Consider the following 17,220-nt stretch of genomic DNA (forward strand, 5'->3'; position numbering starts at 1 on the left):
GCCAGGCACTTGCCTCATCTCGCAATGTTATAATATAACGTTATGTTATAAAGTAACATTAATGAGGACGCGATGCCCAAGCCGAGCCGATTGCTGCCAGCCTATTCAGCCCTCCTCGCCCTTGCCGCCCTGCCGGCGGCGGCCCAGGAACAACCCGCCGAGACGCCGACCCTGCTGCCGCCGGTGCTGGTCAGTGCCCCCTTGCCCAGCCAGGCCGACGACATCCCCGAAGGCAGCACCGTGCTGGAAGGCCAAAAACTGCAACAGCGCCGCGCCGCCACTTTGGGCGAGACCCTGGATCACACGCCGGGCATCGCCGCCACCGCTTTCGGACCGGGCGCCAGCCGGCCGATCATCCGCGGCCAGGGCGGTCCGCGCGTCCGCGTGCTGCAAAATGGCGTGGACAGCTTCGATGCCGCCAATGTCAGCCCCGATCATGCCGTGGTGGCGCCGATGGGCAGCGCCACGCGCATCGAGGTGCTGCGAGGGCCGGCCACTTTGCTCTATGGCAGTTCGGCCATCGGCGGCGTGGTGAATGTGATCGATGGCCGCATCCCGCAGGCAATGCCGAAGGATGGCGCCAGCGGCAGCCTGCGGCTCGGGCAGGGCCTCGGCCGCAGCGACAATGACAGCTTCGCCAGTGTCACCACCCCGGCGGGCGAGAACATCGCGCTGCATGCCGAGGGCGGCTTCAGCAATGCCGAGGATTATCGCGCCGGCAATGGCCGTGTCGACAACAGCGCGGCGCGTAGCCGCAACGGCGCGCTGGGCGGCAGCCTGTTCGGCAATAGCGGCTATGCCGGCATGGCGGTCTCGCGGTTCCACAGCTATTACGGCGTGCCCGGCGCCGATCCGGTCCATATCGCACTGCGCCAAACGCGGCTGGATGCGCAATTCGGCCTCTATGATCCGCTGCCCCTGGTCAGCGAACTGCGCGGCAAGTTCGGCTATGCCGATTACAAGCATGATGAAATCGAACCGGCCGGTGAGATCGCCACGCGTTTCAACAACGATAGCTGGGAAGGCCGGCTGGAAGCATTGCACAAGCTCGGCAATATCGAGGGCGTGGTCGGCATGCAGAGCAACCGGCGCGACTTCACGGCCCTGGGCGAGGAAGCCTACCTGCCGCAGAATGTCACCGACAGCCACGCATTGTTCGCGCTGGAGCGGTTCGAGGCCGGCCCCTGGCAATTCTCGCTCGGCGGCCGCCTGGAATACCAGAGCGTGGATGTGCCCTCCCAGGCGCAACAGCGCGACTTCACCAGCGGCAGCCTCGCCATCGGCAGCATCTACCGCTTCAACCCGACCTATTCCACCGGCCTGTCGCTATCGCGCACCGAACGCGGCCCAACGGCGGAAGAATTGTTCTCCAACGGTGCGCATCTGGCGACACGCTCTTTCGAGATCGGCAATACCGGCCTGGGCAAGGAAACCGCCTGGCATGCGGAATGGTCGTTGCGCAAGAACCAGGGCGATGTGACCGGCGCCCTGAATCTATTCGCCACGCGCTATAACAACTTCATTTATGGTGCCTTCACCGGCGCGCAGCAGGCCGGCCTGGACGAACTGCTCTACAGCCAGACCGATGCCGATTTCCGTGGCGTGGAAATCGAGGCAACCTGGCGCTTCATGCAGGTTGCCGGCTTCGGCCTCAGCCTGGATGGCGGCTTCGACTATGTGCGGGCCCAGGATCGCGGCAATGGCCGGCCACTGCCGCTGATCCCGCCGCTTGGCTACCGGACAGGCTTCAATGCCGATAGCGACATGATCGGCTTCCGCATCGAAGTGTTGGGCCGCCTGGCGCAGCAGCGCACCGGCGCCAATGAGACTGAAACCAGCGGCTATACCTTGCTTAACACCGCCTTCACGCTGCGCCCCTTCGAGAATAACCGCGCCATCGAACTGCAACTGAAAGGCAACAACCTGACGGATCGGCTGGGCCGCAACCACGTGTCGTTATTGAAGGAGGAGGCGCCTATCCGGGGCCGCGAGATCACCTTAGGGCTGGCCATGACCTTCTGACCCGGCAACGGCAAGAAAGGGGTGGTGGCTTTACACTGCCGGCGAATCCCGGGCAATCTGGTGGTCTATCGACCTGGATCGCCCCATGCCGCTGCCCCGCTCTGCGCTTCTTCTCGCTACCGTATTCTGCCTGCCTGCCATGCTCGCCCGCGCCGGGGACGACCATGAGAAGAAAGGCGTGAGCACCGAGCTTGGCAGCGCCACGCTGAACTTCACGTTCGATGCCGGCTTCGGCGGCTTCAGCGTCACCAATCCGCAATTCGGCGGGGCTTCCAACAGCCCGAACGGCGAGCGTGCCGGCAAACGCAACTGGTTCGAGGGCTTTGTGAAGCCCGGCCTCGGCATCGAACAGCCCGTGGGGGATGGCACTGCCTATGCCGGTCTTTCCGCCATCGGCAGCTTCACGCGCGGCAATGGCGAGGCCCAGGCCACGGCAGGCACGGCACGGCAGCCGGATTTTCTCGCCCTCGAAGACGCCTTCATCGGCTGGCGCTCGGGCGCCACTTTCGCCTCGCTGGGCGAAGACGCGGTGGATTTTTCCATCGGCAACCAGGGTTTCAGCATCGGCGATGGCTTCCTGATCGTGGACGGCACCGCCGAAGGCTGGCGCCGTGGCGCCTATGTGATGGGGCCGCGCGGCGCCTTCGAGCGCACGGCGATCCTCAAGCTCAATACCGATCCGGTGCGCGCCGATTTCTTCCACCTCGCCGGCCGTGTGGATCAGAAGCGCATGCAGGGCAATGATTCGCCCGGCACCCAGCTTTACGGCGCCAATATCGAATGGTTCGGCTCGGCACACCTGGATCATGGCCGCAGCGAATACGAGGAACGCGCCTGGTATCTCGGCGCCACCTACCTGCATATCTATGACGCCGACATCACGGCAACGGGCGGCGGCGCCAACCGCGACGGCCTGAATGTCTACGCGCTCCGCGCCGGCCTGGTGCCATCCGACACGTTCAATGGCTTCGGCCTTTACGGCGAATATGCCATGCAGGACAACGGCAAGACCGGTCGCAAGGTGAACGCCAAAGCCTGGTATGTCGAACCGCAATACGCCGCCAGCACCCTGCCCTGGCAGCCACGCCTGAGCTATCGCTTCGCCCGTTTCAGCGGCGACGACAATACCAACGACGCCACCGACAAATCCTGGGATTCACTCTATAGCGGCGGCGGCCCGCGTGGCTTCGGCTCCTGGGATCAGGGCGAGATCTACGCCCGCTATATCGGCGGCAACAGCAACCTGCGCAGCCAGATGCTGCATCTCAAATTACAGCCCGACGAATCCTTAAGCCTCGGCGCCATCTATTACCGGCATGACTTCGATGCCGTGCCGAATGGCGCCCGTTCGCGCCGCCTGATGGATGAAGTGAATGTCTACAGCCAGTGGGAAACGCCGGTGAAGGGCCTGAATCTCACGCTTGTCGGCGGCATGGGCAAGCCGGGCGACGGCCAGAAGCAATCGGCAACCGCCAACAATGCCGGCAATGGCGAAGCCGTGGACCGCACCATCTGGCTCGGCCAATTCGTCATCGGCTACAGCTTCTAGAGTTCGCGGAAGACGCTGAAATCGTAGGTCCAGGGCGTGCTGCCATCGGTGGTGACCTTGCCGATCAGCACCGAACTGCCGCCGAAGAAGTCGCCATTGGCCTCGTAATAAAGCTGGCCGGTATCCTGCTGATAGACGAAGCCGCCCTCGCCGAGCTGCGTCGCGGCGCGGGCCACCGCATCGGCCACCATCTTGATATTGACGTTATCGACCAGCTGATCGGCCAGCACGAAGGCATTGCCGGTCAGTGTGCTGTTGTTGTTGGTATCGAAGGCGATCTTGTCGCCGCTGCCCATGTCCAGCACCGTGGTGGTGCCGCTGGTGCTGTCGAACACAAAGCGGTCATTGCCGGCGCCGCCGGTCAGTGTATTGGTGCCGCTGCCGCCCATCAGCGTGTCGGCGCCAACGCTGCCGACAATGGTATCGTTGCCGCCACCGCCAAAGACGAAACCAGCCTGGCTGCCGCCGAGCGTGATATTGTCTGCCCCGGTGCCACCATTCACCGTCTCGGCGCCGGATACGGTAATAGTGTTGGTGCCATTGGCGAGCGTAAGCGTGTCGAGGCCGGAGCCAAGATCGATGCTGTCGCCGGTGAAGGCCGTGGTCAGCGTCACATTATCGGCACCGCTGCCGCCGGTCAGCGTCTCGATGCTGCTGACCGTGATGCTGCCGCCCGTGTTGCTGAGCGTCAGGCTGTCGGCGCCGGTGCCGCCGGTCACCGTCTCGATATTGCTGACCGTCAGCTCGTTGCCGCCATTGGCCAGCTTCAGGCTGTCATTGCCGGCGCCAAGATCGAGCACCGCCCCCGGCTCCACGGCCTGGATGAAGGTGACGGCATCGTTGCCGCTGCCGCCGATCAGGGTTTCGATGCCGCTCATGGTGATGGCATTGCCGCCATCGGCAAGCGTGACACTATCGGCGCCACTGCCGCCATTCAGCGTCTCGACACCGGATACTGTCAGCGTGACGCCACCATCGGCCAGGGTGACATTGTCCGCACCCGCGCCGCCGATCAGCGTCTCGATGCCATCGACCACGATTGTATTGCCGCCAGCCCCCAGCGTGACGATATCGCTGCCGCTGCCGCCGACCAGGGTTTCGATATTGCTGGCCGTCAGCGTGTTGCCACCATCGGCCAGGGTCAGGCTGTCGCTGCCGCCGGCAAGATCGAGGCTGGCAGCGGTAAGGCCGCTGAGCAGCGTGATGCTGTCATCGCCGCCGCCGCCGATCAGCACTTCCACATTAGCGATGGTGGCGCTGCCACCAGCGGCGGAAAGGGTCAGGGTATCGCTGCCGGCACCGAGATCAATCTGTGCATCAACCAGGGCACCAGCAATGGTAACGCTGTCACTGCCACTGCCGCCGGTCAGGGTTTCGACATTCGACACCGTGAGGCTGTTGCCGCCATCGGCCAGCACCAGCACGTCGCCGCCGGCACCCAGATCGATGCTGGCATTGCTCATGGTGCCGCCCAGCGTCACCGTATCGGCCAGCGCACCGCCCTGGATCGATTCAATGTTGCTGAGCGTGATGTCGTTGATTTCATCGGCGAGCGTCAGGCTGTCGGAACCGGCGCCGAGATCGATCAGGGTATTCGCGGCCAGCGAGCCAGAGAGCGTGATGATATCCGCGCCGCTGCCGCCGATCAGGGTTTCGATATTGGCGATCAGCAAGGTGTTGCTGGTGGCGGTAAGCACCAGCTTGTCATCGCCATCACCCAGATCGACAAAGCCGCTGGCGGGCGCGGTGCCCAGCGTGATCAAATCGATGCCATCGCCGCCGACAATCGTCTCGACATAATTGACCGTGGCGGTATTGCCGCCATCGGCGAATTTCAGTTTGTCGCTGCCCGCGCCGAGCGAGATATTGCCGTTATCCACCGTGGTGGCGAGCGTCACGTCATCGGTGCCGGCACTGGCAATAATGGTTTCAACATTGGTCAGGGTGACGATATTGCCGCTGCCGGTCAGGGTGAGGCTGTCATCGCCATCGCCCAGGTCAATCAGCGCGCCAGTACCCAGCACGCTGGTGAGCGTCACCTTGTCACTGCCGCTGCCGCCGACCAGGGTTTCCACATCGGTGACCGTCAGCGTGTTGCCGCCATCGGCGAGATAGAGCCGGTCATTGCCGCCATTGAGATCGAAATTGCCAGATGACAGCGTGGTATCCAGGGTGATCACGTCGGCACCGCTGCCGCCGATCACCGATTCCACATTGCTGAGCGTGATGCTGTTGCCGCCATCGGCCAGAGTGAGTTTGTCGGCACCGGCACCCAGATCGATTTCGCCGCCATAAGTATTCGACAGGGTGACGATATCGGCGCCACTGCCACCGATCAGGGTTTCGACATTGCTCAAGGTAATGGTGTTGCCACCAGACCCCAGGGTCACCGTATCGCTGCCGCTGCCGGCGAACAGGCTTTCAACACCACTGATGGTGATGACATTGGTGCCGTTTGCCAGCGTCAGCGTATCGACGCCGGTGCCGAGCGCATAGCTGCCATTGGTCACGGCATCGGTCAGCCTGACATCGTCGGTGCCGGTGCCGCCAACCACGGTCTCGACGCCGGTCAGCGTCAGCGTGTTGTCGCCATTCGCCAGGGTCAGTTTGTCGTTGCCGGCCCCCAGGTCGATCTGGCCGGTCATGGTGGTGGACAGCTTGATCGTATCGGCACCAGTGCCGCCGATGATGGTCTCGGTGTCGCCGATCGTGGCGTTGTTGGTGCCATCGGCCAGCACGATCTTGTCGGCACCACTGCCCATGTTGAGTTGCAGCGTGCCCTGCGCCACCGACAGCGTTACATAATCGCTGCCGACGCCGCCGAGAATGGTTTCGGCATTGCCCACGGTCACCGTGTTGCCGCCATCGGCCAGCGTCACCTTGTCGTTGCCGGCACCGGTTTCGACATGGCCGCCATTCAGCGTGGTAGTGAAAGTGAGACTGTCCGCACCGCTATTGCCGGTAACGGTCTCGATATTGGCAAGCGTCAGGGTATTGGTGCCGGCAGCCAGTGTCAGGCTGTCGCTGCCGCCCCCGAGATCGACACTGCCCTTCGGGATCGCCGCCGTGAAGGCAATGATGTCATTGCCGCTGCCGCTGGTCACGGTCTCGACGCCAGCCATGGTCAGGCTATTGCCGCCATTGGCCAGAGCCAGGCTGTCGTTGCCGGTGCCCAGGTTGATTTCGATGCCGGTAACCGCATTGGTCAGCGTGATCGCATCGGCGCCGGTACCGCCCGTAATGGTCTCGATATTGCCCAAGGTCAGCGTATTGATGCCGTTCGCCAGCACCAGCTTGTCATTGCCGGCGCCGAGGTCGATCTTGCCGCCCGTGACCAGGGCCGCCTGCAGGGTGACGATATCGGCACCCGAGCCACCGGTGATGGTTTCGACATTGCCGACCGTGATGGTGTTGCCGCCATCGGCCAGGGTCAGCTTGTCACCGCCGGTGCCAAGCTCGACATACATCTTGGTGCCGGCGGTATTGAGCGTCACGTTGTCGACGCCGCTATTGCCGATCACGGTCTCGATATTGCTCAGCGTCAGGGTGTTGTTGCCCGCGCCCAGCGTCAGCTTGTCGTTGCCATCGCCAAGATCAATGCTGCCGTTCAGGGCTTCCAGCAGGGTGATGACATCGGCGCCGGTATTGCCGATCAGGGTTTCGACACCGCTCACCGTGATGGTGTTGGCCCCGGCACCCAGCGTCAGGCTGTCGCTGCCGGCACCCAGGCTGATGCTGCCTTTGGCAATGCCGCCGGTGAGCGTGATCAGGTCGGCACCGCTGCCACCGGTAATGGTTTCGATATTGCTCAGGGTCAGCGTATTGCCGCCATTGGCCAGAGCCAGGCTGTCATTGCCGGCGCCAAGGTCGACGCTGCCGCTCAAGGTAGTGGTCAGGGTAACGCTGTCGGCGCCGCTATTGCCGATGATGGTTTCGATGTTGCTGAGGGTGACGGTGTTCAGCCCGGCCGCCAGGATCAGCTTGTCGTTGCCGGCGCCGAAATCGAAGCTGCCGGCAGTGCCAACCGCATTGACCAGCGTGACCGTATCGTCGCCGCTGCCGGCAATCAGGGTTTCAACACCGGCCAGCGTGATGTTGTTGGTGCCATTGGCCAGCACCAGCTTGTCGTTGCCGATGCCGAGATCGATCGTGGCCGCGCTGAGGGCGGCGCCGAGCGTGATGATATCGGCGCCAGCACCGCCGATGATGGTCTCGATATTGTTGAGCGTCAGCGTGTTGCCGCCGCTGCCGAGTGTCAGCTTGTCATTGCCGGCGCCAAGATCGACCAGGCCGCTCACCCCGGTGGTGAACACGATACTGTCATTGCCGCTGCCGCCGATCACCGTCTCCGCATTGCCGACAGTGACATTCTGCGGCCCGCCATCGGCAAGCTGCAATTTGTCGGCGCCGGCGCCCAGTTCGATGCTGCCACGCGCCAGCGTGGTTGCCAGGGTGATCAGATCGGCACCGGTGCCGCCGGTGATGGTCTCCACATTGCTGACTGTCAGGCTGTTGCCGCCATGGGCCAGCTTCAGGCTGTCATTGCCATTGGCAAGATCGATGGTGAGGCCGGTGACGGCATTGCCCAGCGTGATCGTATCGTTGGCATTGCCGCCCTGGATCGATTCGACGTTGGTGACCGTGACGGTATTGACACCCAGGCCAAGGATCAGCTTGTCGCTGCCGGCGCCGAAATCATAGGTGGCACCGGTGATGCCGCCGGTGACGCTGATGGTATCGTCGCCACTGCCGCCGATCAGGCTTTCGACGCCAGCAATGGTGATGCTGTTATTGCCATTCGCCAGGATCAGCTTGTCATTGCCGCCGCCCAGATCAATGCGGCTGGCCACGGTGTCGAGCAACGTCACGGTGTCAAAGCCGGCATTGCCGGTGACGCTTTCGACGCCGGTAAGCGTTACCGCATTGTTGCCCTTGCCAAGCGCCAGTTTGTCATTGCCGGCGCCGAGATCCAGTGTCGCGGTAGCTTGAGTGGTGAAGGTGATGCTGTCGGCGCCGCTGTTGCCGGTGACGGTTTCGATGCCGGTCAGTTGCAGGGTGTTTTCGCCGGCAGCCAGGGTCAGGCTGTCCTGGCCATCGCCCAGATCGATATTGCCCTTGGCCAGGGCATTGGCGAGCGTGATGCTGTCATTGGTCGAGCCGGTAATCAGCGTCTCAACACCAGTTACCGTGAGCGTGCCGCCATTCTGCAGGGTCAGCTTGTCGAGGCCGCCGCCAAGATCGATCACCGCGCTGGAGGCCAGCGCCGAGGTGATAACCACGGAATCGTTGGCGGTGCCGCCAGTCAGCGTCTCGATCGAGGTAACGGTGACACTGTTGACCGCATTGGCGAGCTTGAGCGCATCATTGCCGCCGCCCAGATCAATGTTGGCCTTGGCCGCGGCAGAGAGCGTGATCAGGTCGTTGCCGCTGCCACCGGAAATGCTTTCCGCGTTCGCCACCGTGGCGCTGTTGCCGCCATCGGCCAGCTTCAGGCTGTCAACCCCGGCGCCAAGGTCAATCGAGGCATTGGTCAGTCCGGTGGCGATCGTGATGGTGTCGTTGCTGCTGCTGCCGACCAGGGTCTCGACATTGCCGATGCTGGCGCTGTTGCCGGCGCCGGCCAAGGTCAGCTTGTCAGCACCGCCGCCCAGATCGATGCTGGCATTGGTGAGCTTGCTGGAAATCGCCACCGTATCGGCGCCGCTGCCGCCGACCAGGGTCTCGACATTGCTGACGCCGATGCTGTTCACGCCATCGGCCAGGATCAGCTTGTCGTTGCCGGCACCAAGATCAATCGTGCCTTTGGAAAGCGTCTGGCCCAGCGTTATCGTGTCATTGCCGATACCGCTGGTGATGTTCTCTACATTGCTGATCGTGGCGGTATTCGCGCTATTGGCCAGTACCAGCTTGTCAACGCCGGCACCGAGATCAACGCTGGAGCCGGCGCCAAGCGTGCCGGAGAGCGTAACGCTATCAGCGCCGGACGATCCGGTGATGCTTTCGACATTGGCAAGCGTGACGGTTGAAGCCGCCGTGAGCGTGACGGTATCGCTGCCGCCGCCGAGATCGATGCTGGCCTTGCCGCTGACGGTGATCACGTCGGCGCCGGAGCCGCCGGTAATGGTCTCGACATTGCTGATCGTGGCGCTGTTGCCGCCATCGGCCAGTTTCAGCGTATCGTTGCCGCCGCCGAGATCGACCTTGCCGCCATTCAGTTCGGTGGACAGCGTTACCGTATCAGCACCGGTGCCGCCGGTGATGGTTTCGACATTGGCCAGCGTCACCGTATTGGTGCCGGCTGCCAGCTTGATCTGGTCGTTGCCGCCGCCGAGGTCCAGCTTGGAATTCACCACCGGTGTGGAAACCGTCACCACATCGGCGCCAGAGCCGCCGGTGATGCTTTCAACATTCGCCACCGTGATGGTATTGCCGCCATCGGCCAATTTCAGGCTGTCACTGCCGCCGCCAAGATCGACATTGCCCTTGGCAACCGTGTTGCCCAGCGTGATGATATCGCCGCCGCTGCCGCCAATGATGGTTTCGGCATTGCTGATCACCACGGTATTCCCGGTATTCGCCAGGGCGATGCTGTCATTGCCGGCGCCGAGATCGACGGCGCTGGAGGTGGTGAGCGAGGTAGTGAATGTCAGCTTATCGGTACCCGCGCCGCCCTGAACTGATTCGACATTGCTCAGCGTGAAACTGCCGCCGGTATCAGCTATGGTGACCTTGTCGTTGCCGAGGCCGAGATCGACACTGCCCTTGCCGCCAACCGTGATCAGATCGGCACCATTGCCGCCGGTCAGGGTTTCGACATTCAGCACCGTGCCGTTATTGCCGCCATTGGTCAGCTTCAGGCTGTCATTGCCGCTGCCGAGATCGATCCTGCCGCCATTGAGATCTGTATTCAGCGTCACCGTGTCGGCACCGCCAACGCCGGTGATGGTTTCAACATTCGTGAGCGTGACGTTGTTGACGCCGGTGCCAAGCGTGAAACTGTCGTTGCCGCTGCCGAGATCGATCTGCGCATTGGGCAGCGCGCCGGTGGCGGTGACGATATCGGCGCCACTGCCGCCGGTCAGGGTTTCGATGCCGGCAACGCTGATGGTGTTGCCGCCATTGGCAAGCTGCAATTTGTCGGCGCCGTCGCCAAGATTGAAACTGCCCTTCGTGACGGCATTGCCAAGTGTGATGTTGTCGGCGCCGGTGCCGCCGATCACGGTCTCGATATTGAGCAGGTTCAGGGTATTGGAGCCATGGGCCAGCCGCAGCGTGTCATTGCCGCCGCCGAGGTCGATCTGGCCGCCCCAAAGCGGTGCGCCGAGCGTGATGGTATCCGCGCCGCTGCCACCGGTCAGGGTCTCGACATTGCCGACCGTAGCGCTGTTGCTGGCGCCCAGCAGCGTCAGGCTGTCACTGCCGCCGCCCAGATTGATATTGGCCGAAGCGGCGGGGCTGGTGATCGTAATGGCATCCGCGCCCGACCCGCTGACAAGGATATCAACCTTGCCATAGGTCTGGGTGTTGCCACCGTCACCGAGATTGACCACCACTGGCACTGTGCAATCCTCTCCTTCTGAGACGCCGTTGGATCACGGGCATCGTTATCCTCAGGGGACAAGTCCACAGGGATAAGCGCAAACCTCGTGCCAGCACGCAACGGTACGGCCAACGACCTACTGTCGGGCCCAGGCGGCTTTATCGCATATACGGATTTCCGCCGATTTTTCGACTTCATTCCGCTCGCCTGTGCAGCAGTTAACCATGAAACCGCCTAACCGGCAATGTCAGAGTTGCAACCCAAGGCGGCAGCTTTCGCCGGGCAGTCGGCAAATCCTGCCTAGCAAATTTATTGTGAATTTTCCGACATTTGTTTTTCCCTGACGGGGAAATCAACGGTATCATAATGCAAAGGTCATTCTACTCTTAGGTATGCACATTGGGCCGCTATACCGGGCTGATCAAGCTGGTGCTGGGTTTCTGCGTCATTTTCGCCGGCGCGGTGTATGGCCTGCTGCAGCTCTACCAAGAGCAGCGCGATGCATTGCTGAGTGACGGCCTTTCCAGCGCCGAGGAATATGCCGAGACCATCAAGCAGCAGACCGACCGCCGTTTCGATGGCCTGCTGATCACCACCAGCTTCATCCGCGACCTGGCTCGCGAGGTGCCGAACCGCGAAGCCTTCCTGGCGCTGTTCCAGCCCATGGCCAATGCGCTGATGCAGCGCAATGTCTTCCTCAACGGCGTCTATGTCGGCCTGCCCGATGGCTCGTTCCATGCCGTGCAGGCCTTCTCCTGGCAGGATTCCGCCCGCATCGGCTTCGACATCACCGGCAAGCGCGCCATCCTGATGCGTGAACTGGTGCGCGATCCGGTCACCGGCGAGATCGTGCGCAATGAATTCCTTATGCCGAGCAAGGATGGCTCCGGCTTCCTGCGTTCGGATATGGAAGCGCCGCCCTATGATCCGCGCCAGCGCCCCTGGTATATCGGCGCCGAACGCGCCGGCCGCGATATCTGGACCAAGCCCTACACTTTCGCCACCGCTGCCACGCTGGGCATCACCTATGCCGTGCCGGTATTCGATGCCGGCGGGGTGCTGCGGGCGGTGATCGGTGTCGATATCGAGCTTGGCGAGGTATCGCGCATTGTCGATGCGGAATCGCGCCGCATCGGCGGCACGGTGTTCATCGCCACTGGCGAAGGCGAGGTGCTGGGTCATTCGGCGCTGATGCGCCGCTTCCGCGCCGAGAACACGTCGCGCTCCGGTGGCGTCGGCGACCTTGGCGATCCGGATGCCTCGGCGCTCTACGAGGCTTTGCGCGAGGATGGCGTGTCGCGCGTTCTCAACACACCGCGCGGCCTGCTGGTCGGCGCCTCCAGCCGCTCCGACATCTCCAGCGCACCGTTCTATACCTATGTCGGCCTGCCCGAGAAGGCCGTGCTCAGGGATGCCGAGCAGCGCCTGCGGCGCAACCTGCTGATGGCTTTCGCCGGCCTGGTGCTGTTCTCCATCGGCGCCTTCTATACCATCAAGCTGCGCGAGAAATCCTTGGCGCTGGCCAAGGCCGAGGAGGAGTCGCGCGGCGCCCGCATCGTCGCCGAGGAAGCCACCCGCGCCAAATCGAACTTCCTTGCCACGATGAGCCATGAGATCCGCACACCGATGAATGGCGTGATGAGCATGGCGGAAATGCTGGAACTGACGCCGATGGATGGCGAGCAGCGCCGCATGTCGAAGGTGATCCGGGAGTCGGCACAGGCTCTGCTCACCGTGATCAACGACATCCTGGATTTCTCCAAGATCGAAGCCGGCAAGCTGGATATCGAAAGCGTGCCTTTCAGCCTCGGCGATCTGGCCGATGGCGTCGGCGAATTGCTGGCACCGCGCGCCGATGACAAGATGCTGGAGCTGCTGGTCGATATCGATCCGACGCTGGCGGACAAACGGCTCGGTGACCCTACCCGCCTGCGCCAGGTGCTGCTCAATCTCGGCGGTAACGCGGTGAAATTCACCCATGAAGGCAGCGTCACCCTGCGCATCCGGCCGCTGGCAGAGCCGGGCTGGCTGCGCTTCGAGATCATCGACAGCGGCATCGGCCTCACCGAAGAACAGCAGGCCAAGCTGTTCCAGCCTTTCAGCCAGGCGGATACTTCCACAGCACGCAAATACGGCGGCACCGGCCTCGGCCTTTCCATTTGCCATCGCCTCTGTGAATTGATGGGCGGCCGCATCGGCGCCACCAGCATTGCCGGCCAGGGCTCGACCTTCTGGTTCGAATTGCCGCTGGCATCGGAGCAGGATGCCGCAATGCTGCGGCCGAAACAGGATATCGCGTCCTGCCGTGTGCTGCTGGTGGGCCTGCCGGCGCAGCAATCGGCGCTGGCGGCGCAGTATCTGCGCGGCGCCGGGATCAGCCAGATCGAGATGCAGGCGACCGTGCCGACGGCACGCCAGCGGCTCGCCACCGGCGATATCGACCTGGTATTGGTGGATGCGCGCAGCCCCGGCGGAGATGTACTCGACTTGCCGGCATCGGTGGAGAGTTCGGCGCGCTATGCCCTGGTGGCGCCACGCAGCCTGGTCTCCACCCTGGATGCGGCTGCCCGCGCGCATTTCCGCCTGGCACTGACCTATCCGCTGAACCGCCACGGCCTGTGGCGCGCCGCCGCGCTGGCGCTCGATCTGGTATCGGGCGACGAGGCGGAAAGCGCCTTCCGCGAGGACATGGCCTGGGCACCGCCGGATATCGAAACCGCGCGCGCCGGCAATGCGCTGGTGCTGGTGGCGGAGGACAACCTGACCAATCAGGTGGTGATCCGTCAGATGCTGAGCCGCATGGGCTTCGCCTGCGAGATCGGCGACAACGGCGCCAAAGCACTGGAAATGTACCAGAACAACATCGGCTACGGCCTGTTGCTCACAGACTTCCACATGCCCGAGATGGACGGTTTCGAACTCACTGCCGCGATCCGTGGTGCCGAAACGCCGGAAGGGCCACGGCTGCCGATCGTGGCGCTGACCGCCGATGCCCTTACCGGCACCGAGCAGCAATGCCTGGATGCCGGCATGGATGGCTACCTGACCAAGCCGATCAACAGCCGCGCCCTGGGCGAGATGCTGACCAAGTGGCTGCCGCAAGCACTGGCGCTGCGCGTGCCGGCAAGCAAAGCGCCGCCACCTGCCGCTGCGGTGCCGGCGGCCGCTGCCAGCAGCAGCTTCGATTGGGATCCTGATATCTTCGATCCGGGCCCGCTTTCGGAAATGTTCGGCAGCCTGGACGATGCCGCCAAGGGCTTCTTGAGCAACTTCGTCGCCGATGCCGCCAAACGCATCGAGGAGGTGACGGCGGCGATGGCCAAGGGCGACCTGGATGCCGTGCGCTTCGCCGCCCATGCGCTGAAAGGCTCCGGCCGCTCCATGGGCGCCAACCGGCTCGGCAACCTCGCCTCGGATCTGCAGGATGCCTGCGATGCCAACGACATCGATACCGCCGCGCTGATGGCCGAACTGATGCCCGATACCTGGCGCGAATTGAACGATACCCTGCCGCAGATCATGCGGCATTGAGATAAGGCAGTTAAACACATGGCCGGTATTCCGCTCGACAAGATCCGCATCCTGGTAGTGGAGGATGAGGATTACACGCGGCAGATCATCTGCCAGCTATTGCGCCAGCTCGGCTACCGGCTGCTGCATGAAGCCGCCGATGGCGAGGCTGGTTTCAAGGAACTGGTGCGGGTACGGCCGCTGCTGGTGCTCTGCGATGTGCATATGCAGCCGCTCGATGGCCTCGGCTTCCTGGCTAAGCTGCGCGGCATGGCCAATCCCAGCCTGGCGGAAACGCCGGTGGTGTTTCTCACCGCCGACAAGCAGCAGGAAACCGTGCTGACCGCCAAGAAGCTGCAGGTGGATGGCTATATGGTGAAGCCGGTATCGCTGCAACTGCTGAAGCAGCGGCTCGATTCACTGTTGAAGCAGCGCGGCATCCTGTGACGCCCTGCCGCTATCAGTCGTGCGCCAGGATCAGGTTGCGCACAAGCGGATAAATCTGCGTATTCCAGCGGCGGCCATTGAACACGCCGTAATGGCCCACGCCCGGCTGCAGGTGATGCTTGCGCATGAAGGGCTTGAGGCCGGTACAGAGGTCATGCGCGGCCAATGTCTGCCCCACTGAGCAGATATCGTCCTTCTCGCCTTCGACGGTGAGCAAAGCAGTGCGCCGGATGGCCTTGGGATTGACCTTGTGGCCATGCACCACCAGGCGGCCTTCGGCAAGATGGTATTCCTGGAACACGCGCTGCACGGTCTCGATATAGAATTCCGCCGGCAAATCCAGCACGGCGAAATATTCGTCATAGAAGGTCTTGGTCGCCTCGGCCTTCTCCAACTCGCCGGCGGCGATATTCTCGTAAAGCTCCACATGTGCTTTCACATGGCGATCCATGTTCATCGACATGAAAGCCGTGAGTTGCACGAAGCCGGGGTAGACGCGGCGGCCGGCACCCTTGAAGCGCTGCGGCACCGTGTCGATCAGGTTGCGCTCGAACCACTCGATCGGCTTGCCGGTGGCCAGGTTGTTCACTTCCGTGGGGTTGACCCGGCAATCGATCGGGCCGGCCATCAGCGTCATGGTGCGCGGTTGCGCTTTGTTGCCGCCTTCCGCCATCAAAGCCACGGCGCTGAGCACCTGCACGCAGGGCTGGCACACCGCAACCACATGGGCGCCGGGGCCAAGATGTTCGAGGAAGCGGATCACATGATCGACATATTCATCGAAGCCGAAACGGCCATCGGACAGGCTGACATCGCGGGCATTGTGCCAATCCGTGATGTAGACATCATGTTCCGGCAGCAGGGTTTCCACCGTGCCGCGCAGCAGCGTGGCATAGTGGCCCGATAGCGGCGCCACCACCAGCACGCGGGGCTGCGCCACATCAATGTCTTTCTTGAAATTCAGCAGGGTGCCGAACGGCGTGACCAGGGCCGCGCGCTCGGTTATGCCGACTTCGCGGTTGCCCACCTTCACCTTATCGATGCCATAGGGCGGGCGATGATGGGTCAGTGTCGAGCGCGTCACCATCTCGGCACCCGCCGCCATATGGCGGAACAGGGTGGTGTCGCGCAGCGGATTGGCCGGGTCGTTAAAAGCCCCTTGCGCCATACGGGCAACGGCGCGGACCGGCTCCATCAGATCGGAGTAGGCTTGATAGGCGTAATACATCATGCGGGCGGGAAACCCATGCTGCTGGACGATGCCGGACCCGGATCGGGCGTTTCCGGCGCCGCAATCCCAACCGAGACGATAAAAGGCTAGTGCATTTTTTATTGCACTGCGAGATAATAATGCAAAGCAGCATCGCCCGGCCGGTCCGCCGGCAGGGCGGCACATGCAGCCGCGTACCACGCACAGGACGGGCGGCCCCTTTGCCTCAGGGGGAGCCGGCCGCCGGCACCAAGGGATGACGCCATGGCGAAGGCCACGCTTACCATCAGCAGCAAGAACTACTCGTCCTGGTCATTGCGCGGTTGGTTGCTGTGCAAAATGGCGAAGCTGGATTTCGAAGAAGTGCGGCTCTCCGCTGACGACCCCTCCTCCCGCGCCGAATTGCTGCTGCTGTCGCCGTCCTTCCTGGTGCCCTGCCTCACCGATGGCGAGGTGAAGGTGTGGGATACCCTGGCTATTGCCGAATACCTGAATGAAATCAAACCCAAGGCGGGGCTGTTGCCGAAGGATCTGGCGCAGCGCGCGCATTGCCGCGCGGTGGCCGGTGAAATGCATTCCGGCTTCGCCAACATGCGCGCCGCACTGCCGATGAACCTGAAGGCAACGCATCCCAACTTCAAGATCTGGGCCGGCGCCCAGGCCGATATCGACCGCATCCTGGCGATCTGGCGCGAATGTCTCGAAACCTATGGCGGGCCGTTCCTGTTCGGCGCCACGCCGACGCTGGCCGACGCGATGTATGCGCCGGTCTGCACCCGCTTCGAGACCTATGATGTGAAGCTCGACAGCATTACCGCCGAGTATAAGAAACTGATCCTCGACCTGCCGGCGATGCGCGAATGGAATGCCGAAGCGCAGCTTGAGCCGGCGGAGATGGAAGAACTCGACGTCGAGTTCTGATCCCGCCCATTTTGATCCACC

Annotated in this window: 7 protein-coding genes; 5 read left to right on the forward strand and 2 right to left on the reverse strand. The window is 62.9% G+C overall.

From position 1 onward, the window contains the following. The first annotated feature begins 72 nt into the window (after positions 1-72). Positions 73-2,022, forward strand: a complete 1,950-nt coding sequence (locus ACQY7X_RS00765; RefSeq protein ID WP_428247930.1) for a TonB-dependent receptor — start codon at positions 73-75, stop codon at positions 2,020-2,022. 85 nt (positions 2,023-2,107) lie between these two features. Then, positions 2,108-3,571, forward strand: a complete 1,464-nt coding sequence (locus tag ACQY7X_RS00770; RefSeq protein WP_428247931.1) for an alginate export family protein — start codon at positions 2,108-2,110, stop codon at positions 3,569-3,571. Here ACQY7X_RS00770 and ACQY7X_RS00775 read toward each other — a convergent pair. After that, the gene (locus ACQY7X_RS00775; protein ID WP_428247932.1) at positions 3,568-11,130 is read right to left on the reverse strand and encodes a beta strand repeat-containing protein; all 7,563 of its coding nucleotides are present in this window, start codon (positions 11,128-11,130) and stop codon (positions 3,568-3,570) included. The two genes, ACQY7X_RS00770 and ACQY7X_RS00775, sit on opposite strands and share 4 nt — an antisense overlap. A 380-nt stretch (positions 11,131-11,510) precedes the next feature. Between ACQY7X_RS00775 and ACQY7X_RS00780 the strand changes: the two genes are divergently transcribed. Next, positions 11,511-14,642 (forward strand): ATP-binding protein, encoded by a 3,132-nt coding sequence (locus ACQY7X_RS00780; protein WP_428247933.1) that lies wholly within the window; start codon positions 11,511-11,513, stop codon positions 14,640-14,642. An 18-nt stretch (positions 14,643-14,660) separates the two neighbouring features. After that, positions 14,661-15,068 carry a response regulator gene (locus ACQY7X_RS00785; RefSeq protein ID WP_428247934.1) on the forward strand — a complete coding sequence of 136 codons (408 nt, stop codon included), beginning with the start codon at positions 14,661-14,663 and terminating at the stop codon, positions 15,066-15,068. Between the two features lie 13 nt (positions 15,069-15,081). Here ACQY7X_RS00785 and ACQY7X_RS00790 read toward each other — a convergent pair whose 3' ends face one another. Beyond that, positions 15,082-16,299 carry a polyhydroxyalkanoate depolymerase gene (locus ACQY7X_RS00790; protein WP_428247935.1) on the reverse strand — a complete coding sequence of 406 codons (1,218 nt, stop codon included), beginning with the start codon at positions 16,297-16,299 and terminating at the stop codon, positions 15,082-15,084. Between the two features lie 243 nt (positions 16,300-16,542). On the opposite strand from ACQY7X_RS00790, the gene ACQY7X_RS00795 reads away from it, so the two are divergent. Further along, the gene (locus tag ACQY7X_RS00795; protein WP_428247936.1) at positions 16,543-17,199 is read left to right on the forward strand and encodes a glutathione S-transferase family protein; all 657 of its coding nucleotides are present in this window, start codon (positions 16,543-16,545) and stop codon (positions 17,197-17,199) included. Positions 17,200-17,220 lie beyond the last annotated feature (21 nt).

It is taken from the genome of Ferrovibrio sp. (assembly GCF_965278975.1).
GTDB lineage: Bacteria > Pseudomonadota > Alphaproteobacteria > Ferrovibrionales > Ferrovibrionaceae > Ferrovibrio.